This window comes from Spongorhabdus nitratireducens, from assembly GCA_947387575.1.
Lineage (GTDB): Bacteria > Pseudomonadota > Gammaproteobacteria > Pseudomonadales > Endozoicomonadaceae > CANDOC01.
Window position 1 is genome coordinate 29,910 of the sequence record CANDOC010000014.1, and the last position, 22,898, is coordinate 52,807.

Here is a 22,898-nt window from a genome sequence, read left to right on the forward strand (position 1 = left end):
CGATAGTGCCACGTTCTCTGAAAAAAGGGCCGTTTATTGACCTTCACCTGTTGAAGAAGGTTGAAGACGCCCTCGAAGCAAAAAGTAAGCGTCCGATCAAGACCTGGTCTCGTCGCTCCATGATCATCCCTCAGATGGTTGGTCTGACAATTGCCGTTCACAACGGTCGTCAGCACGTGCCGGTTTTCGTTTCTGAAGAAATGGTCGGCCACAAGCTGGGTGAGTTTGCAGCAACACGTACCTACCGTGGTCACGCTGCAGACAAAAAGGCCAAGAAGCGCTAAGAGGTAAGAGATGAACGAAGTCGCAGCAATTCATAAAGGCGCTCGCATTTCTGCCCAGAAAGCACGCTTGGTCGTAGACCAGATTCGTGGGAAGAATGTTGCAGAAGCACTGGACGTTCTGACTTTCAGCAACAAGAAAGCTGCTGAGCTGGTCAAGAAGGTTCTGGAATCCGCGATCGCCAATGCCGAGCACAACGACGGCATGGACATTGATGAGCTGAAGGTCAGTTCTGCGTTTGTTAACGAAGGCATGACCATGAAGCGTATCAAGCCACGTGCTAAAGGCCGTGCTGATCGCATTCTTAAGCGGACTTGCCACATTACCGTGAAGGTAGCCGAAGTTTAAGGAGCGATCAGATGGGTCAAAAAGTACATCCTACAGGTATTCGTCTGGGTATCGTAAAGAGCCACCGCTCTGTATGGTACGCAGAAGGTAAGGACTATGCTGACAAGCTGAACAACGACCTCGCGGTTCGTGCGTTCATCGAGAAGAAGCTGAAAAACGCTTCTGTCAGCCGTGTCGACATCCAACGTCCGGCCCAGAGCGCGCGTGTGACTATCCACACTGCCCGTCCTGGTATCGTGATCGGTAAAAAGGGTGAAGACGTAGAGAAGCTGCGTAAAGCTGTTTCCGACATGATGGGCTGCCCGGTCCACATCAACATCGAAGAAGTGCGCAAGCCTGAAGTTGATGCCATGTTGGTTGCACAGAGCATCGCTGGCCAGCTGGAGCGTCGTGTGATGTTCCGTCGTGCCATGAAGCGCTCTGTACAGAACGCTATGCGTCTGGGTGCGAAAGGTATCAAGGTTCAAATCGGCGGCCGTCTGGGCGGTGCTGAAATTGCCCGTACCGAATGGTACCGCGAAGGCCGTGTGCCTCTGCATACCCTGCGTGCTGACATCGATTACGCTACCTATGAAGCTCACACCACTTACGGCGTCCTGGGCGTTAAAGTGTGGATCTTCAAAGGTGAAGTTATCGGTGGTCAGGTTGAAGAAACTCAACCGAAAGAACCGAAGCGTGGTAAAAAGCGCCCGGCTCGTAAAGCATAAGGAGTACGCATAATGTTACAGCCTAAGCGTACCAAGTTCCGCAAGCAGATGAAGGGCCGCAACCGCGGTCTGGCGCACCGTGGTTCTAAAGTGAGCTTCGGTGAGTACGCGCTGAAAGCAACTGGCCGTGGTCGTATCACCGCGCGTCAGATCGAGGCCGCTCGTCGTGCCATGACTCGTCACGTTAAACGTGGCGGTAAGATCTGGATTCGGGTCTTCCCGGACAAGCCTATTACCAAGAAGCCTCTGGAAGTTCGTCAGGGTAAAGGTAAAGGTAACGTTGAATACTGGGTATGCCAGATTCAGCCGGGTAAGGTCCTGTACGAAATGGAAGGTGTTCCAGAAGAGCTGGCGCGTGAAGCGTTTGCCCTGGGCGCAGCGAAGCTGCCTGTTGAAACCACCTTCGTTAAGCGTGGGGTGATGTAATGAACGCTGCTGAACTGCGTGAAAAATCTGTCGAGGAGCTGAACGAACAGCTTCTGACTCTGCTGCGGGACCAGTTTAACTTCCGCATGCAAAAAGCGACCGGTCAGCTGAGCCAGACTCATCTGCTGAAGCAGACCAAGCGCGATATCGCACGTGTTAAGACGTTGCTGGGTGAGAAGGCAGGTAACTAAGATGGAAGAAGTCAAAGTCCGTACGCTGACCGGTAAGGTTGTGAGCGACAAGATGGACAAATCCATCACTGTCCTCATCGAGCGTCGTGTTAAACATCCGCTGTACGGTAAAATCGTAAAGCGGTCCACCAAGCTGCACGCTCACGACGAGCAGAACGAGTGCCGCATGGGCGACACCGTGACAATCAAGGAAACCCGTCCGCTCTCAAAGACTAAGTCTTTTGAGCTGGTTTCCATCGTAGAGCGAGCAACTCAAATATAAGGCCATGGCGCCCAGGGTCCGTTAAGGTGGAACGGATTAGCGGGCGCCCGTCTGCAATTTGAGCTTGGAGATTAGTAATGATCCAGACCCAAACTGAACTCGAGGTCGCTGACAACAGCGGCGCACGCCGCGTCCAGTGCATTAAAGTACTGGGTGGCTCTCATCGCCGTTACGCCGGCATTGGTGACATCATCAAAGTAACCGTTAAGGAAGCAATTCCTCGCGGTAAGGTCAAAAAAGGCCAGGTGATGACAGCTGTTGTTGTTCGTACCCGTAAGGGCGTTCGTCGTCCGGATGGTTCCATCATCCGTTTTGACGGTAACGCTGCCGTACTGCTGAATGCTAACCAGCAGCCGATTGGCACCCGTATCTTCGGGCCCGTGACTCGTGAACTGCGCGGTGAACAGTTCATGAAGATCATTTCTCTGGCTCCCGAAGTACTGTAAGAGGCTGATCAAATGGCAATGAAGAAAATCCGTCGCGACGATGAAATCGTTGTGATCGCAGGTAAAGACAAAGGCAAGCGTGGCAAGGTACAGCAAGTACGTGCCGACGGTCGTCTGATTGTCTCCGGTATCAACATGGTGAAGAAGCACCAGAAGCCTAACCCGATGCTCGGCGCGCCCGGTGGTATCGTGGAAAAGGAAGCCCCTATTCAGGCTTCCAATGTGGCTATCTGGAATTCTGAAACCCAGAAGGCTGACCGTGTGGGCTTCTCCTTCGATGAAGGTAAGAAAATCCGCGTATTCAAGTCCAACGGCAAGCCGGTTGAGGCGTGAGGCGGGAAATGTCAAATCTGCACAAACAATACCGTGAAGAACTCGTACCCCAGATCAAAGAAGAGCTGGGTTGCGCAAACGTTCACCAAGTACCAAAGCTGACCAAAATCACCCTGAACATGGGTGTTGGTGAAGCACTTGGTGATAAGAAGATTCTTGAGCACGCGCTGAGCGACATGCAGAAAATTGCAGGTCAGAAGCCGGTGATCACTTACGCTCGTAAATCTGTTGCAGGCTTCAAAGTACGTGAAGGCTGGCCGATCGGCGTTAAAGTGACCCTGCGTGGCGCGCGTATGTACGACTTCCTGGAGCGTCTGGTTGACATCTCCATGCCTCGTATCCGCGATTTCCGCGGTGTTAGCCCGAAGTCTTTTGACGGTCGCGGCAACTACAGCATGGGTGTGAAAGAGCAGATCATCTTCCCGGAAATCGATTACGACAAGATCGATACCCTGCGTGGTATGGACATTACGTTCACCACCACTGCAAAAACCGATGAAGAAGGCCGTGCCCTGCTGAAAGCCTTCAACTTCCCTTTCCGTAAGTAAAAAGGAGCTGCCAGATGGCTAAAGTTTCCATGAAGCAGCGGGAGTTGAAGCGCGAGCGCACCGTTGCCAAATACGCCAAGAAGCGTGCTGAACTGAAAGCAATCATCAACAGCGTTCACAGCTCTGAAGAAGAGCGTTGGGACGCGTTGGTTGCTCTGCAGAAGCAGCCTCGTGACGCCAGCAAAGCCCGTCAGCGTAACCGCTGCCGTGTAACCGGTCGTCCTCACGCTTACCTGCGTAAGTTTGGACTGAGCCGCATCAAGCTGCGTGAAGCTGCGATGCGCGGTGACGTGCCCGGTCTGGTTAAGGCCAGCTGGTAAGCACGACGATTCTTCCAGGAGAAATTTAGAATGAGTATGCAGGACCCGTTAGCAGATATGCTAACTCGCATCCGTAATGCCCAGATGGCGGAACATGCCGACGTGGCTATTCCGTCTTCCAAAATCAAGGCTGCTGTTGCCAAGGTACTGAAAGAAGAAGGCTACATTGCTGACTTCCGTATCGAAGGTGACCTGAAGCCTGTGATGACTGTTGAGCTGAAGTACTTCGAAGGCAAGCCAGTTATCGAAGAGCTGAAGCGCGCTTCCCGTCCGGGTCTGCGTGCATACGCAGGCGCTGAAGAACTGCCGAAAGTAAACGGCGGTCTGGGTGTTGCCATCGTTTCCACCAACAAAGGTGTTATGACCGACCGTGCGGCTCGCGCTGCCGGTGTTGGTGGCGAGATTCTCTGCACCGTGTTCTAAGGGAGGGCTGATATGTCTCGCGTAGCAAAAGCCCCGGTTGAGATCCCGGCCGGTGTAGAAGTAAAACTGAATGGTCAGTCCCTTTCCGTTAAGGGCAGCAAAGGTCTGCTGGAACTGAACGTTCACCAAAACGTTGAAGTCGCTCAGGAAGAGAATGCACTGACTTTCGCTCCTCGCGACGGTGGCAAGCAGTCTCGCGCTCTGGCCGGCACTACTCGTGCTCTGGTCAACAACATGGTTACTGGCGTAACCAAGGGCTTCGAGAAAAAGCTGCAACTGATCGGTGTTGGTTACCGTGCTCAGGCCAAAGGCAAGAGCGTGAACCTGACCCTCGGCTTCTCCCATCCGGTTGACTACGCTCTGCCGGAAGGCGTAACTGCTGAAACTCCTTCTCAGACTGAAATTCTGATCAAGGGTGTTGATAAGCAGCTGGTTGGCCAGGTAGCTGCGGAAATCCGTGAATTCCGCCGCCCCGAGCCTTATAAGGGTAAGGGTATCCGCTATGCTGACGAATACGTTCGTCGCAAAGAGGCCAAGAAGAAGTAAGGTAGGGTGACATCATGATCGACAAGAAAACATCCCGCCTGCGTCGTGCGCGTCGTGCACGTATGAAGATGCGTGAGCTGGGGGCAGTTCGTCTGTCTATCCACCGCACACCGCGTCACATTTACGCGCAGGTAATTGCCCCGAACGGGGACAAAGTACTGGCATCTGCTTCCACGCTGGACAAGTCCCTGCGTGAAGCTGCTACCGGTAACATCGAAGCCGCTAAGAAAGTCGGCACCCTGATCGCTGAGCGTGCTAAAGAAGCTGGCGTATCCAAGGTTGCTTTCGATCGCTCCGGTTTCAAGTTCCACGGTCGTGTCAAGGCCCTGGCCGACGCAGCCCGTGAAAGCGGTCTCGAATTCTAAAGGGTGGGCGCAATGGCTAAAGACGATCGTAAGAACAGTAACGACGAAGGCTTCATCGAGAAGCTGGTCGAAGTTAACCGCGTAGCTAAGGTTGTTAAGGGTGGCCGTATTTTCGGTTTCACCGCGCTGACCGTAGTTGGCGATGGCAACGGTAAAGTAGGTTTTGGTCGTGGTAAGGCGCGTGAAGTGCCTGTCGCTATCCAGAAGGCTATGGAAGCTGCTCGCCGCAACATGATCCAGGTTGACCTGAACGGTACTACTATCCAGTACCCGACCAAGGCCAACCACGGCGCATCCAAGGTTTACATGCAGCCTGCGTCTGAAGGTACTGGTGTTATTGCAGGCGGCGCTATGCGTGCCGTTCTGGAAGTTGCCGGTGTCCACAACGTACTGGCGAAGTGCTATGGTTCCACCAAGAAGGTGAACGTTGTTCAGGCTACCTTTAAGGCCCTGAAAGAAATGCGTGCTCCTGAAGCTGTGGCTGCCAAGCGTGGTAAAACCGTAGAAGACATTCTGGGGTAAGTCATGGCTGATAAAAAGATCAAGGTAACGCTCATCAAGAGCACCAGTGGTCGCCTCGAAAGCCATAAGGCTTGCGTCCGTGGCCTGGGACTGCGCCGTATCAACCACACGGTTGAAGTTGAAGACACACCGTCCGTACGCGGCATGGTAAACAAAGTGTCTTACCTGGTTCGTGTGGAAGGAGAATAAAGATGAAACTGAATTCTTTGTCTCCGGCTGAAGGCAGCCGTAAAGATGGCAAGCGCGTCGGTCGTGGTACCGGTAGCGGCTTGGGCAAGACCGGTGGCCGTGGTCACAAAGGTCAGAAGTCCCGTTCTGGTGGTAGCGTCAAGCCGGGTTTTGAAGGTGGTCAGCAGCCGCTGCAGCGCCGTCTGCCCAAGTACGGCTTCAGCTCTCGCCTGGCTGCAGTAACTGCAGAAATTCGTCTGAACGAACTTGCAAAAATTGAAGCTGACGTGATCGATCTGGCTGCCCTGAAGGCTGCTGACATCGTGAACGGTAGCATCAAGCGTGCAAAAGTGGTACTGTCCGGCGAAATCTCTAAAGCAGTTACCATTAAAGGCCTGGCCGTGACCAAGGGCGCTCGTGCGGCCATCGAAGCGGCTGGCGGGAAAATCGAGGACTAAATGGCTAAGACAATGCCTGCCGGAAACCAGAGCGGTTTGAATGAGCTCTGGTCCCGCGTCAAGTTTGTATTCCTGGCCATCCTGGTATACAGGATTGGTGCACACATTCCAGTCCCGGGTATCAATCCTGATGCTCTGGCTCGGATGTTCCAGCAAAATGAAGGGACTATTCTCGGTCTGTTCAACATGTTCTCCGGCGGTGCGCTGGAGCGGATGTCTGTACTGGCCCTGGGGATCATGCCCTACATTTCGGCTTCCATCATCATGCAGTTGATGACAGTAGTAAGCCCGCAGCTGGAACAGCTGAAGAAGGAAGGGGAATCAGGACGACGCAAAATCAGCCAGTACACACGCTATGGTACTTTAGCGCTGGCACTGGTACAGGGTATGGGTATGACCGTGGGTCTCGCCAATCAGGGCGTGGCTTATCATACCGATCCGAGCTTCTACTTTGTTGCGATCACCACGTTCGTGACCGGCGCCATGTTTATGATGTGGCTTGGTGAGCAGGTGACGGAACGGGGTATTGGTAACGGTATCTCTATTCTGATTTTTGCAGGTATTGTCGCCGGACTGCCCAATGCTATCGGGCAGTCATTTGAGTCCGCGCGTCAGGGCGATATTAACATTCTGGCGTTGCTGGTAATTGCCCTGCTGGCAGTTGCCATCGTGGCCTTTGTAGTCTTTATTGAGCGCGGCCAGCGCCGGATAACGGTGAACTACGCCAAGCGACAGCAAGGCCGAAAGGTTTATGCCGCCCAAAGCAGTCATTTGCCGCTGAAGGTCAACATGGCGGGTGTTATCCCGGCGATCTTTGCCTCCAGCATTCTGTTGTTCCCGGCCTCCATTGCACAATGGTTCGGTCAGGGAGAGAGCATGGCATGGCTGCAGGATGTGGCTCTGGCGCTTGGCCCAGGTCAACCGCTTAATATCATTCTGTTCTCAGCAGGAATCGTGTTCTTCTGCTTCTTCTATACGGCGTTGGTATTTAACCCGAAAGATGTAGCAGATAACCTGAAGAAATCGGGTGCATTTATCCCGGGTATCCGCCCGGGTGAACAGTCCGCGAAGTATATCGACGGTGTTCTGACCCGATTGACCATGTTTGGTGCGCTGTACATGACAGCAGTATGTTTGCTGCCCCAGTTCCTGGTGGTTTCAGCGAATGTACCTTTCTACCTCGGTGGTACATCATTGCTCATCGTGGTGGTTGTTGTGATGGATACGATGGCTCAGGTTCAGTCTCACCTGATGTCGCACCAGTACGAGTCACTGCTGAAAAAATCCAATCTTAAGGGTTATGGCGGCGGTGGACTGCTGCGATAATTCTGCTGAAGGAGTGGACTAATGAAAGTTCGAGCTTCTGTGAAGAAGATCTGCCGTAACTGCAAGATCATCAAGCGCAACGGTAGCGTTCGCGTAATCTGCAGCACGGAACCGCGTCACAAGCAGCGCCAGGGCTGATACTCACCTCTCGGTGTAAACCTTTAAAAACAAAGGGCTGCACTGAGGGGAAATACTGAGTAATCCAGCACATTAAGGGTGCGTGGCGAGAAACAACCGCTCATGGTTTACATGAGCGGTTGAGTTTTATACAAGGGGTGGGTAGAATCTCACCCCTTTCGCCCCTCTGTTAAGGACTCAGGGGTTTGTTAAGCAAATAAATACTTTTGATTAATGAACTTCAATCCAGGCATTGGGGTCAAATATCTATTTGTCATCAGACAGGCAAATTAGATACGACACGCGAAACGTTGAACGGAGAGAATGAATGGCCCGTATTGCAGGCGTCAACATTCCGGATAACAAACACGCTGTTATCTCGTTGACCTACATCTACGGTGTTGGTCGTCAAACTGCTCAGAACATCTGCGCTAACACCGGTGTTAACCCGGCTAGCAAGATTTCTGAACTGAGCGATGATCAGATCGAAACACTGCGTGCTGAAGTTGCAAATTACCTGACTGAAGGTGATCTGCGTCGTGAAATCAGCATGAACATCAAGCGCCTGATGGACCTGGGATGCTACCGTGGCCTGCGCCACCGTCGCAGCCTGCCGGTTCGTGGTCAGCGCACCAAAACAAATGCGCGTACCCGCAAAGGTCCACGCAAGCCTATTCGCAAATAAACCGGCTTTAGCCAGGTTTTGATAATTACAGGAATGGTTCTGATATGGCAAAGCCAGGTACTCGTTCACGTAAGAAGGTTAAAAAGACGGTTGTTGACGGCGTAGCCCACATCCACGCGTCTTTTAACAATACCATCGTGACTATTACCGACCGCCAGGGCAACACACTGTCTTGGGCAACTGCAGGTGGTTCCGGCTTCCGTGGTTCTCGTAAGAGCACCCCGTTCGCCGCACAGGTAGCTGCCGAGCGTGCTGGTAACGCTGCCGCTGAGTATGGTCTGAAGAATCTGGACGTCTGTGTCAAGGGCCCGGGGCCCGGCCGTGAATCTGCAGTTCGTGCACTGAATGCATGTGGCTACAAGATCACTAACATTTCCGATGTGACACCGATTCCTCACAACGGATGCCGCCCGCCCAAGAAGCGTCGCGTTTAAGCAGGAGACACGCTAGATGGCTAGATACAGAGGTCCTAAGTGCAAACTGTCCCGCCGTGAAGGGACTGATTTGTTTCTGAAGAGTGGTGTACGTCCGCTCGAATCCAAGTGCAAGGCCGAGAATCCTCCCGGTCAACACGGTCAACGTCGTGGTCGCCTGTCTGATTACGGTGTTCAGCTGCGTGAAAAGCAGAAGGTTCGCCGTATTTACGGAGTGCTGGAAAAGCAATTCCGTAACTACTACAAAAAGGCCGATAACCGCAAAGGTGCTACAGGTGTTAACCTGTTGCAATTGCTTGAAACTCGCCTTGATAATGTAATTTATCGCATGGGCTTTGGTTCAACCCGTGCGGAAGCGCGTCAGCTGGTCAGCCACAAGGCTGTACTGGTCAACGGCAAGACTGTAAATATTCCGTCTTTCGTTGTCGCGCCTGGTGACACTATCGCAATCCGCGAGAAGTCCCAGAATCAGCTGCGTATTAATGCAGCGTTGGAGCTTGCGGCTCAGCGTGGCTTTGCTGCCTGGGTCGAGGTGGACTCCAAGAAGAAGGAAGGTGTCTTTAAGGCGCTGCCGGAGCGGAGTGACCTGTCAGCCGACATCAACGAGAACCTGATCGTCGAGCTGTACTCCAAGTAAGGGATAGCACAGTTTAGGTGGGGTTACATCCATGCAGAATTCGGTTACAGAATTTCTAACACCGCGTCATATTGACGTAGAGGAACTCAGCCCAACACGCGCCAAGGTGACCTTGGAGCCGCTGGAACGCGGGTTCGGTCATACTTTGGGTAACGCGTTGCGTCGTATCCTGTTGTCTTCCATGCCCGGCGCTGCCGTCGTGGAAGTTGAAATCGATGGCGTGCAACACGAATACAGCACCATCGAGGGTGTACAGGAGGATGTAATCGAAATCCTGCTGAACCTGAAGGGTCTCGCAATTCGTATGCATGGCCGCGATGAAGCCATGCTGACGCTGAACCATGAAGGTTCGGGTATTGTCACTGCTGCTGACATCCAGCTGGATCACGATGTTGAGATCATCAACCCGGAACATGTTATTGCGCACGTCAATGACAAGAGCGCTCTGAGCATGAAACTGCGGGTAGCCCGCGGCCGTGGTTATGAAACAACCGACGCTCGTACTCACAATGAGGAAGAGAGTCGTTCCATCGGTCGGTTGCAGCTGGATGCCACCTACAGTCCCGTACACCGCGTTTCTTATGTCGTCGAACGTGCTCGTGTAGAGCAGCGTACAGACCTGGACAAGCTGGTCATTGACCTGCAGACCAATGGCACGATTGATCCGGACGAAGCCATTCGCCGCGCAGCTACCATTCTGCAGCAGCAACTGGCGGTGTTCGTTGATCTCGAGGGCGAAGCTGAGCCCGAGCCAGAGCGTCAGGAAGATGAGGTAGATCCGATTCTCCTGCGTCCGGTTGATGATCTCGAACTGACTGTTCGCAGTGCTAACTGCCTGAAGGCTGAAAACATTTACTACATCGGTGACCTGATTCAGCGTACCGAAGTAGAACTGTTGAAAACGCCGAACCTGGGTAAGAAGTCACTGACCGAGATCAAGGACGTTCTGGCCTCTCGTGGTCTGTCTCTGGGCATGCGCTTGGACAACTGGCCGCCTGCGAGCCTGAAGAACGACGACAAGGTTTCCGCCTGACTCTCAGGTAACAGCTTTGTAAGGAATTCTAACAATGCGTCATCGTAAAAGTGGTCGCAAACTGAACCGCAACAGCTCGCACAGAAAGGCCATGTTCAAGAACATGACTGCTTCTCTGGTCGAGCACGAAATGATTCGTACCACTCTGCCAAAAGCCAAGGAACTGCGCCGCGTAGCCGAGCCGCTGATCACCCTGGCCAAGGAAGACAGTGTTGCAAATCGCCGTCTGGCTTTCGATCGTCTGCGCAACAAGGCTGCAGTCGGCAAACTGTTTGCCGAACTGGGTCCGCGCTACGAGAACCGTCCTGGTGGTTACATCCGCATCATGAAGTGTGGATTCCGTAAGGACGACGCTGCGCCTATGGCGTACGTAGAGCTGGTTGACCGTCCGGTTGCTGAAGCCGTTGCGGAAGAAGGCGAAGAATAAGTTTTCGCTTTCGCTGTGAGTACCTGACAGTCTGACTGTTCAGGTCTCCGACTCAAAAAAGCCGGGATAATTCCCGGCTTTTTTGTGCCTGTCTGATACTCCTTTCTCTTCTTTACTTTTCTTTTTAATCTTCTTTCCGGTTACAGCAAGCAGAATATCGCGCCGTACGGATAACGAATGCCATTTATGTTGTCTAAATCGTTTCAGTATCTGGAACAGCGCTGATATGAATCACGGCCGATCGAACAGCCCGCAGGATCTGCAGTCACATGATGTACAGTGTCAGGATGATATGGCCTGGCATCTGGCAGACACCAAGTGGATGCTAAGTATGGTCGGGACGGCAGTGGGTGCGGGTATTCTGTATCTGCCGATTGGCGCTGGTGTTTATGGTATCTGGCCATTGCTGGGGCTGGCAGTCATCTGTACCCCGATGGTGCTGCTACCTCACCGAAATCTCACCCGTTTCTGCCTTCATGCCCGTGCTGCCGGCGGTAATCTGACTGATATTATTCAGCAGGCTTTTCCTGTCAGGGCTGCGCGAATACTGGTAGCGGTATGCTTTCTGGCTATTTTTCCCAACCTGCTGCTATATGCCACAGGCATTACCAATGTAACGGCCAGTTTTCTTGAACATCAGCTGAATTTTGAGGTAGTGAACAGAAGTTGGCTGGTATTGGCTGTTATGTCGGCAGTTGTTGGTGTGCTGATTTGTGGAGAGAGCTGGATTCTGCGTGTTGCCAGTAGCCTGGTGGTTCCGCTGGGTATTGTGTTGTTTGTGTTGTCACTTTATCTGATCCCGCAATGGCACTGGGAGCTGCTACAACAGCCAGTTCATATGAAGGATTTTGAGCAGACGCTGTTTACGGTGACGCCACTGCTGGTCTTTGCTTTTAATCATTCACCGGTTTGCCCGGCAGTAGCGCGTTCCTATTTTTCTTCTCACAGAAGTGTTAACTCGGCACAAGTGAAAGCAGACCAGACACATTTTTATGCTGCAGGTCTGATGTTGTTGCTGACATTATTTTTCGTTATTTCCTGTGTTATGACATTGTCGCCTGAACAAATCATTTATGCCCAGCAAGAAAACTTGCCTGCGTTAAGTGTTCTGGCAGAGGTCACGGATAATCATCTGTTTTCGATTGTGGCACCGATGATCGCCTTTCTGGCGATATTAAGTTCATTTTTCGGGTTTTATATTGGCGCTATTGAAGTGCTGAACAGTGGTTTTCAACGTCTGTTTGTCAGAGTTGGCTTGAAGCCTGATAGAAACCTTATTCGAGCTGCCAGTCTGGTAACAGTAACAATAAGTTGTTGTGTCGTTGCTATTGCGAACTGGAGTGTACTGGAAATCATGGAAGCTGTTGTTGCTCCGATGATCGCCATCATGTTGTTCTTTATTCCCGTAATCAGTTTCTATCGTTCAGAACGAATGAAACCACTGCGAAGATTATCCGCTGATGTGTATGTTCTGTTGATGGGCACTGTTGCTGTGACAGGTTATTTGTTTAGCAAATTACTGGGATAACAGAGAGTGATGGCCAGAAGTGCTTTAACCGGGTGAAAAGTTGTTATTATTGAGCGCGGATAACAGCAAGAGCATGAACTGCTGTGATCTGAGACTGTCCTGATAGCCTGGGGAGCGTTCTCAATTAAACATATGACCAGTTCATCACACAAGCTCTCAGGTAAGGCGAGCGGCGCGGGGCATGGTGGCTCCATGTTCAAGCCGTTCAACGCGGCATGAGACCTTGCGTGATGAACCCGAAGGGCCGCACATGGTTGACGCCATGCCACGTTGCTCACTGTTTATGTGGAACAACCACACCGCACAGCTCGCGCCTAACCTGGTGTCAACCATGTGCGGCTGGTCAAATGTTTAATTGAGAACGCTCCCTAGCTTATCCTCAGGCAGTATCTTCTTCCCGGTATTATCACAGAGCTGGTTTGTATAATGACAATAACTTCTTTCCATCCGCCCCAGCGGACTCTGATGGGGCCCGGTCCTTCTGATGTGCATCCCCGTATTACCGAGGCGCTTGCCAGACCGACTATCGGACATCTGGATCCGGCCTTTGTCGGCATGATGGATGAACTGAAATCCCTGATTCAATATGCATTTCAGACTCAGAACCGCCTGACCCTGCCTGTATCTGCACCGGGTTCTGCGGGAATGGAAGCTTGCTTTGCCAATCTGGTTGAAGCCGGAGACAAGGTTATTGTCTGTCGCAACGGTGTTTTTGGTGGTCGTATGCAGGCCAACGTAGAACGTTGTGGCGGTGAAGTTGTAGCTGTTGACGATCCATGGGGGCGCGCAGTTGATCCGGCAAAAGTAAAAGCTGCGCTGGAAGCTAATCCCGATGCCAAAATTCTGGCTTTTGTTCATGCGGAGACTTCAACCGGTGCCCAGAGTGATGCGGAAGCATTGTGCAAACTGGCCCAAGAGCATAACTGCCTGACAATCGTTGATACTGTCACTTCTCTGGGTGGTACGCCGCTGAAAATTGATGAGTGGGGTATCGATGCGGTCTACTCCGGCTCACAGAAATGTCTGTCCTGTGTTCCGGGACTATCGCCGGTCAGCTTCAGTGAAAAAGCGGTTGAAAAGATCAGTAACCGCAAATCGCCGGTACAAAGCTGGTTCCTGGATATGAATCTGGTAATGGGTTACTGGGGGCAAGGCGGCAAACGTGCTTATCACCATACTGCGCCAGTTAATGCTTTGTATGCGCTGCATGAATCGCTGGTCATGCTGCAGGATGAAGGTCTGGAAAATGCCTGGCAGCGTCATGGCGATAATCATAATGCACTGGCTGCCGGTCTTGCTGTACTGGGACTGGATTTTGTGGTGCCGAAAGAAGAGCGTTTGCCACAGCTGAATGCAGTCAAGGTACCCGAAGGTATCGATGAAGCAGAAGTTCGTCGTCGTTTGTTGCAGGATTACCAGCTGGAGGTTGGTGCGGGTCTGGGTGATCTGGCAGGCAAGGTATGGCGTATCGGATTGATGGGTTATGCCAGCCGTCGGGACAATATCCTGCTGTGTCTGAGTGCTTTGGGTAACACCCTCAAGCAGATGGGCTGCGATGTTGATCCGGCTGCAGCGACGGCTGCAGCCTGTGAGGTGCTGGACAATAAATAATTAAGTCAGTCCTATTTTGCCTTGCTGGTATCAACTGAAAGCCAGATGATCACCAGCAGGCAAAGTGCTCCGGCCGTCACCAGAGTGATATTGCTGAAGGTTGCAAAGTAGGTTGAGGCTGCCGTATGCAAATCCAACTCCATCCCTTCACTAACATCAACTTCTGCCAGCATGGCAATGTGGCCTGCCAGAAAATTGGCAAATGAGCCTGTCAGTAACATATAAATACCCGCCAGTGTGCCAGTCGAGTGTGCCGGATTTAGCCGGGTAATACTGGCCAGAGCGACAGGGTCAATAAACAGCTCGGCTACGCCCATAAAGAAAATTCCGACAACCAGCCATAGCATGGGGGCCTGTCCTGCATTCATTTGAGCAATCTTTGCTGCCATGGCAATCAGAGCAAAGCCAATGGTTAAAAGAATCATACCGATTCCCTGCTTGGCCAGGGTGTCAGGCTCTATTCCTCGCTGAGTGAGTAGCTTCCAGAGCCATGCCATGACCACACCACCCAGCAATACACTGATTGGATTAATTGACTGGAACATTGGTGTAGGAATAACAAGGCTGCCAATTTCGCGATTGATATTGCGATCAATGAACAGGTTGATTGAGCTGCCTCCTTGCTGACAGAAAGCCCAGAACACAACTCCGAACAGCATGAAGCAAATAATGAGACCCAGTTCTTTTTTCTCTTCCGGACTGCATCGGGCATAGATACGAAGCAGCAGTACACAAGTACAAATACCTGCAATTGTCAGCAGATAACCCGCCCACAGATACTTCAGGGTAAATACAAAAAGAATAACTGCAGCGGCTAGACCGAGAGCAATCCATACCCCTTGAGGAATCAGGAAGAAAGACTTTTTCAGTGCTTTCCAGTTGGGGTTACAGGTTGTAATAAAGTGACGATGTCCTGTCAGGAAGACAACCAGCCCGGCAAGCATACCCAGTGCTGCCAGCCCAAAACCGGCATGCCAGCCATACTCGTGTGCCACCCAGCCACAACCGATGCCGGAGAGCACAGCTCCCAGGTTTCCACCGACATACATCAAGGCAAAACCCGGTTCGCGCCGGGAGTCATTATGGGTATACAGCTCGCCGAGTAGACAGGAAATATTAGTCTTGAACAGACCGTAGCCAATAATGATCAACGATAGAGCAAGATAAAGTGGAAGCAGGTGGTCTCCGGAAAAGCCAAGGGTCAAATGTCCGGCGACCATAAACAACGCACCAAGAATAACGGCCCAGCGGTTCCCCAGATAACGATCAGCCAGCATGCCGCCAAAGACCGGAGTGACATACACCATGGCAGTGTATGCGCCGTACAGTGCATAAGCTTCACCATCCGAAAACAGCAGTTCAGATGTGAGATATAGAATCAGCAGGGCACGCATGCCGTAGTAGCTGAAGTACTCCCACATCAGAATGGAGATTAAATGAAAAAAACCCTGGGGTTGCTTCTTGGGATGGTGAGGTGAATTGCTGGATGAACAGGTAGAGAAGTCTGACGAAGGGGCTTGATACTCTTCTGACGTCATACTGATTGCTTCCTTTCTGGCTCGGAATAAGCAAGCCAGTGGGTGAATCCGGGTCAAAAACCGGATCAGAAAAAAGTTGATTCACCCAATATAGGTGCTTATTTCAGAGTGTGTGTAAGGGGATGGCGCAGAGTGAGTGCGGAATTCACGGGTGCGCCTTTGGGTGGAGTGTCGAAATATCAGGCGTCTTTGATTTTACTCCAGTCATTTGCAGCCAGGCTGGTTCCCTGAAAACCGTCCGGATCGAGGGTATCCAGAATATCCTGTGCGGCTTCCGGGTCTTTCTCAAACTGGGTAGCGTACTGTTCCAGTTGGTTGAAAACAGCCGAGTGCAGATCTTGCGTATTGCGCAGGCCCAGTGCTGACAGCACTTGCTTGGGTGGTGTCCTGCTGCTAAGGCCAACATCCCGGGCCAGTTCGGCATAAAGTGATGGTGAGCGCAGTTTGTTGGCTAGTCTGCCGGGGTCATCCAGCAGGTGTACCAACCGGTTCTCAAGGTCATCACCACTCTTACTCTGCCCTGCCAGTAATACCTCAACAATCACTTCTGCCGTGCGGGCAGCAAGCAAGGTATGTCTGTGCTCTCGCAGAGCCCTGTTTACCTGACAATCGGCCAGTTTTTCTCCTTTAATAAAAACTTGGATGTCATCAAGCTGTTGCAGATTGGTCGCACTTTCCTTGAGGTAGCTTCTGAATTCGGCAACTTTTTCTTTTGGATGTGAAGGAGCGTTCAGCTTTAGTTTGTAGATAACACGTCTGACCGGGCCGGGCCGAGAGTCTTCAAACTGCTCACGCAAATAGCTTTGCTCATGATTTCGAAGGTCATATTTATTACCACTTCGGTCTTCATGGGGAGGTAATTTGGCGGCAAAGCTGACTTGTTTCGGGTCGCCTGTGGCAGCTCCCTTCTTGAGAATAGAAGCAGGAGGGTCTTGAGAAACGGCTGTTCTCTTCGCTAATGGTGTATCAGGTGTTTTCCCTGAGTGAGGAGATTGCTGCTGAGCAACCGACGCATTGGTTTTGGTTTTGGCTGCTGAACGATTCAAAAAGCGGCCAAAAACCGGCTTGAGCACATTTTCCTTGAATGAATGGAGTACTGCCTTGCCTGCCTGACCAATGCCGCCAATTGCCATGGGAATCCTTCCCTTGTGAAATCTCCTGATCTACTAAGTATAAACAAGTCATAGGAACTGCCACCGATTAACCTCAGTGGCAGTCGATGTGACAGTTTATTACAGCATCGGCTTGAGGAATTGCCCGGTATGAGATCGTTTCACTTTGGTGACATCCTCCGGTGTGCCGTGGGCAATAATCTGGCCGCCGCCATTACCACCTTCCGGGCCCAGATCCACAATCCAGTCAGCGGTTTTGATCACATCCAGATTATGCTCAATCACAACAACAGTATTACCGTGATCCCGCAGTCGATGCAGTACCGCCAGTAGCTGCTCAATATCATGGAAATGCAGGCCAGTTGTCGGTTCATCCAGAATATAAAGGGTCTTGCCAGTGTCACGCTTGGACAACTCGCGGGCCAGCTTCACCCGCTGGGCTTCACCACCGGAAAGTGTTGTCGCATTCTGTCCCAGCCGGATATAGGACAGGCCAACATCCATCAGGGTTTGCAGTTTGCGCTTAAGGGCGGGGATAGCATCGAAGAAATCAAGACCATCTTCAACGGTCATCTCCAGCACTTCATCAATCGACTTGCCCTTGTATTTCACTTCCAGAGTTTCGCGGTTATAGCGCTTGCCCTTACACACATCACAGGGGACATAGATATCCGGCAGGAAGTGCATCTCAACCTTGATAACACCATCACCCTGACAGGCTTCACAGCGCCCACCCTTGACGTTGAAGCTGAAACGTCCCGGCTTGTAACCGCGAGAGCGGGCTTCCTGAGTGCCGGCAAACAGCTCACGAATCGGTGTGAAAATACCGGTATAGGTAGCGGGGTTGGAACGTGGTGTACGACCAATCGGGCTTTGATCTATATCGATACACTTATCGAAGTGATCGAGCCCTTCAATTTTGCCATAGGCTGCAGGTGTCAGGGATTCAGCCCGGTTCAGGGCATGTGCGCAGATAGGATACAGCGTGCTGTTGATGAGGGTTGATTTACCCGAGCCGGATACACCGGTTACACAGGTCATCAGACCAACCGGAATTTCCAGCGACACATTCTTCAGATTATTGCCTTTACAGCCAGACAGCTTCAGCAGCTTCTTCGGGTCAACTGGCGTGCGCTGTTCAGGCACTGCAATTTTCCTTTTGCCTGACAGGTACTGACCAGTGAGTGAGTTTTCATTACTCATCACATCGTCAGGCTTACCCTGAGCGACAATCGCACCACCGTGAACACCGGCGCCCGGACCAATATCAATCACATAATCAGCGGTGCGAATTGCGTCTTCATCATGCTCTACAACAATAACTGTGTTGCCGAGATCGCGCAGTCGGGTCAGGGTTTTGAGTAGCCGGTCATTGTCCCGCTGGTGGAGGCCAATGCTGGGTTCATCAAGGATATACATGACACCGACAAGCCCGGCACCAATCTGGCTGGCCAGACGAATACGCTGGGCTTCACCGCCGGAAAGGGTTTCGGCACTGCGATCCAGTGTCAGATAATTAAGACCGACGTTAACCAGGAAGCTGAGACGATCGCAGATTTCTTTCAAAATCTTGTCTGCAATTTCACCTCGACGACCCGGAAGTTTCAGTTCACGGAAGTAATCCAGTGAGGACTCAACCGGCATCTTAACAATGTCGGGCAATGTTGAGTCAGCGACGAATACATTACGCGCTTCCTGGCGTAGACGAGCGCCCTTGCACTTCGGGCACGGGCGGGTGCTGAGAAATTTAACCAGATCTTCACGTACGGACTGAGAATCGGTGTCCCGGTAGCGACGCTCAAAGTTGGGGATAATGCCTTCAAACGCGTGACGTTTTTTATAAATATGACCGCGGTCGTTTACGTAGCTGAAGTCAATTTGCTCAGCACCGGAACCCTGCAGTACAACCTGCTGGTGTTCGGCAGATAAATCATCAAACGGCGTATCAATACTGAAACCAAAATGGGCTGCCAGTGACTTCAGCATATGGAAGTAATAAACACTGCGTCGGTCCCAGCCACGGATAGCCCCTTCGGCCAGCGTCAGTTCCGGGTGCTGAACAATCCGGTCCGGATCAAAGAACTGTTTTACCCCCAAACCATCACAGGTCGGGCAGGCACCGGCCGGGTTGTTGAAGGAGAACAGGCGGGGTTCCAGTTCATTCAGACTGTAACCACATTCAGGACAGGCAAAACGGGCGGAGAACAGCTGATCTTCCTGCTCACCTTCCATAAAGCTGATGGCGACAACACCTTCGGTCAGCCCCAGTGCGGTTTCAAATGAATCTGCAATGCGCTGCTGCATATCCGGCCGTACCTTGATCCGGTCGACGACCACTTCAATGGTGTGCTTCTTTTTCTTATCCAGTGCTGGTGGGTTATCCAGATCGGTCACGATGCCATTGATTCGGGCACGAATAAAGCCCTGTGCGCGCAGTTCACTGAAGACATGCAGATGTTCACCTTTACGATCCCGTACTACTGGTGCCAGCAGCATCAGCTTGGTGCCTTCGGGTAACTCCAGTACCTGGTCAACCATCTGACTGATGGTCTGGGCTTCCAGCGGCAGATGATGTTTCGGACAGCGTGGAATACCGGTGCGGGCAAACAGAAGTCGCAGGTAGTCGTATATCTCAGTGATGGTGCCGACAGTTGAACGCGGGTTATGGCTGGTGGATTTCTGTTCAATGGAAATGGCGGGAGAAAGCCCTTCAATATGATCAACATCCGGTTTTTCCATCATCGACAGGAACTGCCGGGCGTAGGCCGACAACGACTCTACATAGCGTCGCTGACCTTCTGCGTAGAGCGTATCAAATGCCAGAGATGACTTGCCGGAACCGGACAGGCCGGTGATAACGATCAGTTTATCCCGGGGAATCTCCAGATTGATGTTTTTAAGATTATGGGTGCGGGCTCCACGAACAATAATTTCATCCACGCTGAATACAATCCCCGGAAGCTGATTAACAGGAATCAAGCATTATATGCGGCAGACGATAGAGGGTGGAAACGTTTTTATTCAGGATTAACTGGCAATAGCCAGATAAAAAAAAGCCCTCGCTCCGGGAAGATCGAGGGCTTTCGGGGAGGGGACCCGAAAAGGTTCCGGCTAAAATCCGGTGATTACATCACCATCAGAACTTTAGCCAGCATCAAGGCTGAAACGGTACCAATCGCAGAGCCGAAGATACCCATCATCAGGCCGGCCGGAACCAGTGCCTTGTTGTAGGTACCCGCCAGAATCGGGGCAGAGACGGCGCCACCGATATTGGCCTGGGATGCGATACCGCAGATGTACAGATCCAGCTTGAAGACTTTGGCCAGCACCAGCAGTACCACCAGGTGGAACAGCAGCACCAGGAAACCGGCCAGTACATAGAAGGCAGCATCACCGAAATCAATGGTGGAGAAGTCGGTAGAGCTGGCAATCAGGCCAACCACAACATACAGCAGTACGCTGCCGATATGGTTGCTGCCTTTAACCGTGTTCAGTTTGGTCATGCTACCCATAATACCGGCCAGTGTTGCCAGTACGACTACCCAGCCGCTGCCGCTGAAGAAGCCACGAATACCGGACAGGAAGTTTTCGTCTGTCAGGTTACCCGGGTTCACGTACTGTTTGCCGAATACCATCACCAGACCGGCAACCGCAAAGCCCAGACCCAGAGTGATCATAAAGTCCATAAACTCATAGTCACGCTTGTCTTCTTTCTGCTCGGCATGCAGGTTGATGGTGGAAATAATCTTGTCGACTTCCTGACTGTTGGCACCGGAGAAGCGGTTAAACGCATCACGCATCGGTGCAAAGGAAATCATCAGTACCAGCCAGAAAGAGGCACAGATATTGTCCATCAGGAACGCATAGGTCAGTGCCTGGGAACCATCTGCGACGCCCAGACCCTGCTGGGTTGCAGCCATGTTGGTGGAACCACCAATCCAGGAAGAGGACAGGATAGAGAAGGTCTGCCACGCATCCACTTCAAACTTGGACTGGAATGTCATGAATACGATGATGAAGCCCATGATGATACTGGCTGTGACGGCCAGGAAAGAGCCCATTAGTTTCGGGCCCAGCTTGAACACATCGCGAATGTCGTTTTTCAACAGCAGCAGGAACAGCATCATTGGCAGCAGGTAATATTTCAACTGGCCGATAAAGCTGCGGATTTCCGGAGTCAGTTCCCACACATGCAGGGAAGCGCCGATCATGCCGCCGAAATAGATAAATGTCAGAGCTGGAATAACCTTGAACAAACGTAGTTCAAGTTTTTTCTCACAGTACAGTACTGTGGTGATGAACAGCATCAACAATGAAAAGAAAGTGAAAGGACTGCTTATCATGAATTAAAAAATTCCTGAGGGGGCTTACTCACAGAAAATAAAATGCTGTTTCTGACAGTCGTCTCTGCGGACGGTGCGGATTTATCTCTTCAGCCCAGCATGACCTTGCTTCGCCCGATTGTTTTTCCGATGTTGTGATATTTCGGAACGAGCGATCTTTTTCATACTACCGGTCATTACAAAAAAGCCACCATCGGGGTGTTTACTGCGAGAATGGTGTGTTGCTCGTATCTTGGGTGTTGCGTGCCGTTTCTAATGGTGATTGTTTTAGCGTTGTGGTGTTTCGGGGTCGGTGTTTTCCGGTGGCTGATTTTTGGTTTGAGAATGGAGAAATGAAGCGAGAGCTGGTTGTGGATAAGAAAATATTTGGTAAATGCTTTTTGTGTTGGTGAATAATCTTTGCTGGGTTGTTTTTGTGGTTATATTTTCTGTCTTGGTTGTCTGTATGTTGAGTCACGCACTGTATTCCGTATAAAGCGTAGTGATATGGCCGGAATACAGTGTGCGATTGAAGAATAAAAAATTACAGCATGGAGCGAGAGATAATTTCTTTCATAATTTCATTGGTACCGGCATAAATTCGCTGCACCCGGGCATCGGCCCATGCTCGAGCAATCGGGTATTCCAGCATATAGCCATAGCCGCCGTGCAATTGCAGGCATTCATCCATCACTTTGCACTGCATATCCGTACACCAGTACTTCACCTGTGCCGCAGTAGGCACATCCAGCTTGCCCTGAATGTGTAGCTCCAGACAGCGATCAACAAAGGTACGGGACACGCTGATCTCAGTGGCAACTTCAGCCAACTTGAAGCGAGTATTTTGTAACTCGGCTACGGGTTTTCCAAAGGCACGTCGTTCCTTGACGTAGGTTGTGGTCCATTCGAGCGCTGCTTCAGCATTGGCAACCGCATTAAGTCCCACAGATAATCGCTCTTGTGGCAGCTCCTGCATCAGATACGCAAAGCCCATGCCTTCCTTGCCCAGCAGATTGGCTTTGGGAACCCGTACATCCTGGAAAAACAGCTCAGAAGTGTCCTGGGCTTTCATGCCGATTTTTTCAAGATTCGAGCCTTTGCTGAATCCCGGAGTATCAGCCTCAACCAGTAACAAACTGGTACCTTTTGCACCGGCAGCGGGATCAGTCTTGCAGACAACAATAACAAGGTCTGCCTGCTGGCCATTGGTGATGAAGGTTTTGGAACCATTGATGATGTACTCATCACCATCCAGTACTGCAGAGGTTTTAACACCCTGCAGGTCGGAACCGGCAGCCGGCTCAGTCATGGCGATTGCAGTCACCATATCGCCGCTGATCATCTGTGGCAGATACTTGTGTTTCTGCTCTTCAGAGCCATAGTGCTCGATATAGGGCGCAACGATATCCGAGTGCAAACCAAAACCAATGCCGGTCAGACCCAGTCGGGCAACTTCTTCATCGACGATAGCGTTGTAACGGAAATCGACACCAACACCGCCGTACTCTTCAGCTACAGTGGGGCAGAGAAAACCCTGTTCGCCAGCCTTGCGCCAGAGTTCACGATCAATCTGGCCGGCCTTTTCCCATTCTGCATGGAAGGGAACAGCTTCTTTTTCCAGAAACTTGCGGACGCTGTCACGGAACAGTTCGTGTTCGGGCTCAAATATTGTTCTTGGAATCATGAGTGCCTCACTACACAGGATAAGCGGTAGGGGAAAATGTGACAGATTCCACAGAAGGCGTCGCTGACAGTAGGTGTCAAAAGAATTGCCAGAATGTGA

General features: G+C 51.6%; 30 protein-coding genes. 25 read left to right on the forward strand and 5 right to left on the reverse strand.

Features of this window, described 5'->3' with window-relative positions; translation table 11 throughout:
• Positions 1-5: 5 nt before the first annotated feature.
• The 25 genes from rpsS to ACYZZ0_RS21315 all read left to right on the forward strand — a co-directional run bounded on the left by rpsS (position 6) and on the right by ACYZZ0_RS21315 (position 14,143).
• A complete protein-coding gene (gene rpsS / locus ACYZZ0_RS21195; RefSeq protein WP_461538663.1) occupies positions 6-284 on the forward strand; it encodes a 30S ribosomal protein S19 in 279 nt (92 codons plus the stop codon).
• A 10-nt stretch (positions 285-294) separates the two neighbouring features.
• Positions 295-630, forward strand: a complete 336-nt coding sequence (rplV, locus tag ACYZZ0_RS21200; RefSeq protein ID WP_461538664.1) for a 50S ribosomal protein L22 — start codon at positions 295-297, stop codon at positions 628-630.
• Positions 631-641: 11 nt separating this feature from the next.
• Positions 642-1,337: a 30S ribosomal protein S3 gene (rpsC, locus tag ACYZZ0_RS21205; protein ID WP_461538665.1), complete on the forward strand. Its 696-nt coding sequence runs from the start codon at positions 642-644 to the stop codon at positions 1,335-1,337.
• 12 nt (positions 1,338-1,349) lie between these two features.
• The gene (gene rplP, locus ACYZZ0_RS21210; RefSeq protein ID WP_461538666.1) at positions 1,350-1,763 is read left to right on the forward strand and encodes a 50S ribosomal protein L16; all 414 of its coding nucleotides are present in this window, start codon (positions 1,350-1,352) and stop codon (positions 1,761-1,763) included.
• Positions 1,763-1,954, forward strand: coding sequence for a 50S ribosomal protein L29 (rpmC, locus tag ACYZZ0_RS21215; protein WP_461538667.1), 192 nt, complete (start codon positions 1,763-1,765; stop codon positions 1,952-1,954). Before rplP ends, rpmC begins: the two co-directional genes overlap by 1 nt.
• Before the next feature lies 1 nt (position 1,955).
• Positions 1,956-2,216: a 30S ribosomal protein S17 gene (gene rpsQ / locus ACYZZ0_RS21220; RefSeq protein WP_461538668.1), complete on the forward strand. Its 261-nt coding sequence runs from the start codon at positions 1,956-1,958 to the stop codon at positions 2,214-2,216.
• A 77-nt stretch (positions 2,217-2,293) separates the two neighbouring features.
• Positions 2,294-2,662, forward strand: a complete 369-nt coding sequence (gene rplN, locus ACYZZ0_RS21225; protein WP_461538669.1) for a 50S ribosomal protein L14 — start codon at positions 2,294-2,296, stop codon at positions 2,660-2,662.
• An 18-nt stretch (positions 2,663-2,680) separates the two neighbouring features.
• Positions 2,681-2,995, forward strand: a complete 315-nt coding sequence (rplX, locus tag ACYZZ0_RS21230; protein WP_461538764.1) for a 50S ribosomal protein L24 — start codon at positions 2,681-2,683, stop codon at positions 2,993-2,995.
• Between the two features lie 8 nt (positions 2,996-3,003).
• A complete protein-coding gene (gene rplE, locus ACYZZ0_RS21235; RefSeq protein ID WP_461538670.1) occupies positions 3,004-3,543 on the forward strand; it encodes a 50S ribosomal protein L5 in 540 nt (179 codons plus the stop codon).
• Positions 3,544-3,557: 14 nt separating this feature from the next.
• Positions 3,558-3,863: a 30S ribosomal protein S14 gene (gene rpsN, locus ACYZZ0_RS21240; protein WP_461538671.1), complete on the forward strand. Its 306-nt coding sequence runs from the start codon at positions 3,558-3,560 to the stop codon at positions 3,861-3,863.
• A gap of 30 nt (positions 3,864-3,893) precedes the next feature.
• The gene (gene rpsH / locus ACYZZ0_RS21245) at positions 3,894-4,286 is read left to right on the forward strand and encodes a 30S ribosomal protein S8 (protein WP_461538672.1); all 393 of its coding nucleotides are present in this window, start codon (positions 3,894-3,896) and stop codon (positions 4,284-4,286) included.
• A gap of 12 nt (positions 4,287-4,298) precedes the next feature.
• The gene (gene rplF / locus ACYZZ0_RS21250; protein WP_461538673.1) at positions 4,299-4,832 is read left to right on the forward strand and encodes a 50S ribosomal protein L6; all 534 of its coding nucleotides are present in this window, start codon (positions 4,299-4,301) and stop codon (positions 4,830-4,832) included.
• A 14-nt stretch (positions 4,833-4,846) separates the two neighbouring features.
• Positions 4,847-5,197 (forward strand): 50S ribosomal protein L18, encoded by a 351-nt coding sequence (gene rplR, locus ACYZZ0_RS21255; RefSeq protein WP_461538674.1) that lies wholly within the window; start codon positions 4,847-4,849, stop codon positions 5,195-5,197.
• Between the two features lie 12 nt (positions 5,198-5,209).
• Complete coding sequence (gene rpsE, locus ACYZZ0_RS21260; protein WP_461538675.1) at positions 5,210-5,719, forward strand: 30S ribosomal protein S5; 510 nt, start codon at positions 5,210-5,212, stop codon at positions 5,717-5,719.
• A 3-nt stretch (positions 5,720-5,722) separates the two neighbouring features.
• Positions 5,723-5,908 carry a 50S ribosomal protein L30 gene (rpmD, locus tag ACYZZ0_RS21265; RefSeq protein WP_461538676.1) on the forward strand — a complete coding sequence of 62 codons (186 nt, stop codon included), beginning with the start codon at positions 5,723-5,725 and terminating at the stop codon, positions 5,906-5,908.
• A 2-nt stretch (positions 5,909-5,910) separates the two neighbouring features.
• Positions 5,911-6,345 (forward strand): 50S ribosomal protein L15, encoded by a 435-nt coding sequence (gene rplO, locus ACYZZ0_RS21270; RefSeq protein ID WP_461538677.1) that lies wholly within the window; start codon positions 5,911-5,913, stop codon positions 6,343-6,345.
• Positions 6,346-7,671, forward strand: coding sequence for a preprotein translocase subunit SecY (gene secY / locus ACYZZ0_RS21275; RefSeq protein ID WP_461538678.1), 1,326 nt, complete (start codon positions 6,346-6,348; stop codon positions 7,669-7,671).
• A gap of 21 nt (positions 7,672-7,692) precedes the next feature.
• Positions 7,693-7,809 carry a 50S ribosomal protein L36 gene (gene rpmJ / locus ACYZZ0_RS21280; RefSeq protein WP_461538679.1) on the forward strand — a complete coding sequence of 39 codons (117 nt, stop codon included), beginning with the start codon at positions 7,693-7,695 and terminating at the stop codon, positions 7,807-7,809.
• Positions 7,810-8,116: 307 nt separating this feature from the next.
• Complete coding sequence (gene rpsM / locus ACYZZ0_RS21285; protein WP_461538680.1) at positions 8,117-8,473, forward strand: 30S ribosomal protein S13; 357 nt, start codon at positions 8,117-8,119, stop codon at positions 8,471-8,473.
• A 44-nt stretch (positions 8,474-8,517) separates the two neighbouring features.
• Entirely contained in the window at positions 8,518-8,907 is a 390-nt protein-coding gene (rpsK, locus tag ACYZZ0_RS21290) for a 30S ribosomal protein S11 (RefSeq protein ID WP_461538681.1), read from the forward strand.
• A 16-nt stretch (positions 8,908-8,923) separates the two neighbouring features.
• Positions 8,924-9,544, forward strand: coding sequence for a 30S ribosomal protein S4 (rpsD, locus tag ACYZZ0_RS21295; protein ID WP_461538682.1), 621 nt, complete (start codon positions 8,924-8,926; stop codon positions 9,542-9,544).
• A gap of 31 nt (positions 9,545-9,575) precedes the next feature.
• Positions 9,576-10,577 (forward strand): DNA-directed RNA polymerase subunit alpha, encoded by a 1,002-nt coding sequence (locus tag ACYZZ0_RS21300; protein WP_461538683.1) that lies wholly within the window; start codon positions 9,576-9,578, stop codon positions 10,575-10,577.
• 34 nt (positions 10,578-10,611) lie between these two features.
• On the forward strand, positions 10,612-11,004 hold the full coding sequence (rplQ, locus tag ACYZZ0_RS21305) for a 50S ribosomal protein L17 (protein WP_461538684.1): 393 nt from the start codon (positions 10,612-10,614) through the stop codon (positions 11,002-11,004).
• Between the two features lie 226 nt (positions 11,005-11,230).
• On the forward strand, positions 11,231-12,532 hold the full coding sequence (locus tag ACYZZ0_RS21310; RefSeq protein WP_461538685.1) for an amino acid permease: 1,302 nt from the start codon (positions 11,231-11,233) through the stop codon (positions 12,530-12,532).
• 426 nt (positions 12,533-12,958) lie between these two features.
• The gene (locus ACYZZ0_RS21315) at positions 12,959-14,143 is read left to right on the forward strand and encodes a pyridoxal-phosphate-dependent aminotransferase family protein (RefSeq protein ID WP_461538686.1); all 1,185 of its coding nucleotides are present in this window, start codon (positions 12,959-12,961) and stop codon (positions 14,141-14,143) included.
• A gap of 11 nt (positions 14,144-14,154) precedes the next feature.
• Here the strand turns inward: ACYZZ0_RS21315 and ACYZZ0_RS21320 are convergent, their stop codons facing one another.
• From ACYZZ0_RS21320 to ACYZZ0_RS21340, 5 genes are all read right to left on the reverse strand, one after another.
• Positions 14,155-15,681, reverse strand: coding sequence for a peptide MFS transporter (locus tag ACYZZ0_RS21320; protein WP_461538687.1), 1,527 nt, complete (start codon positions 15,679-15,681; stop codon positions 14,155-14,157).
• 179 nt (positions 15,682-15,860) lie between these two features.
• Positions 15,861-16,814 carry a hypothetical protein gene (locus ACYZZ0_RS21325; protein ID WP_461538688.1) on the reverse strand — a complete coding sequence of 318 codons (954 nt, stop codon included), beginning with the start codon at positions 16,812-16,814 and terminating at the stop codon, positions 15,861-15,863.
• Positions 16,815-16,913: 99 nt separating this feature from the next.
• Complete coding sequence (gene uvrA / locus ACYZZ0_RS21330) at positions 16,914-19,733, reverse strand: excinuclease ABC subunit UvrA (protein WP_461538689.1); 2,820 nt, start codon at positions 19,731-19,733, stop codon at positions 16,914-16,916.
• Positions 19,734-19,918: 185 nt separating this feature from the next.
• A complete protein-coding gene (locus tag ACYZZ0_RS21335) occupies positions 19,919-21,136 on the reverse strand; it encodes a DUF819 family protein (RefSeq protein WP_461538691.1) in 1,218 nt (405 codons plus the stop codon).
• A gap of 523 nt (positions 21,137-21,659) precedes the next feature.
• Positions 21,660-22,799: an acyl-CoA dehydrogenase family protein gene (locus ACYZZ0_RS21340; protein WP_461538692.1), complete on the reverse strand. Its 1,140-nt coding sequence runs from the start codon at positions 22,797-22,799 to the stop codon at positions 21,660-21,662.
• Positions 22,800-22,898 lie beyond the last annotated feature (99 nt).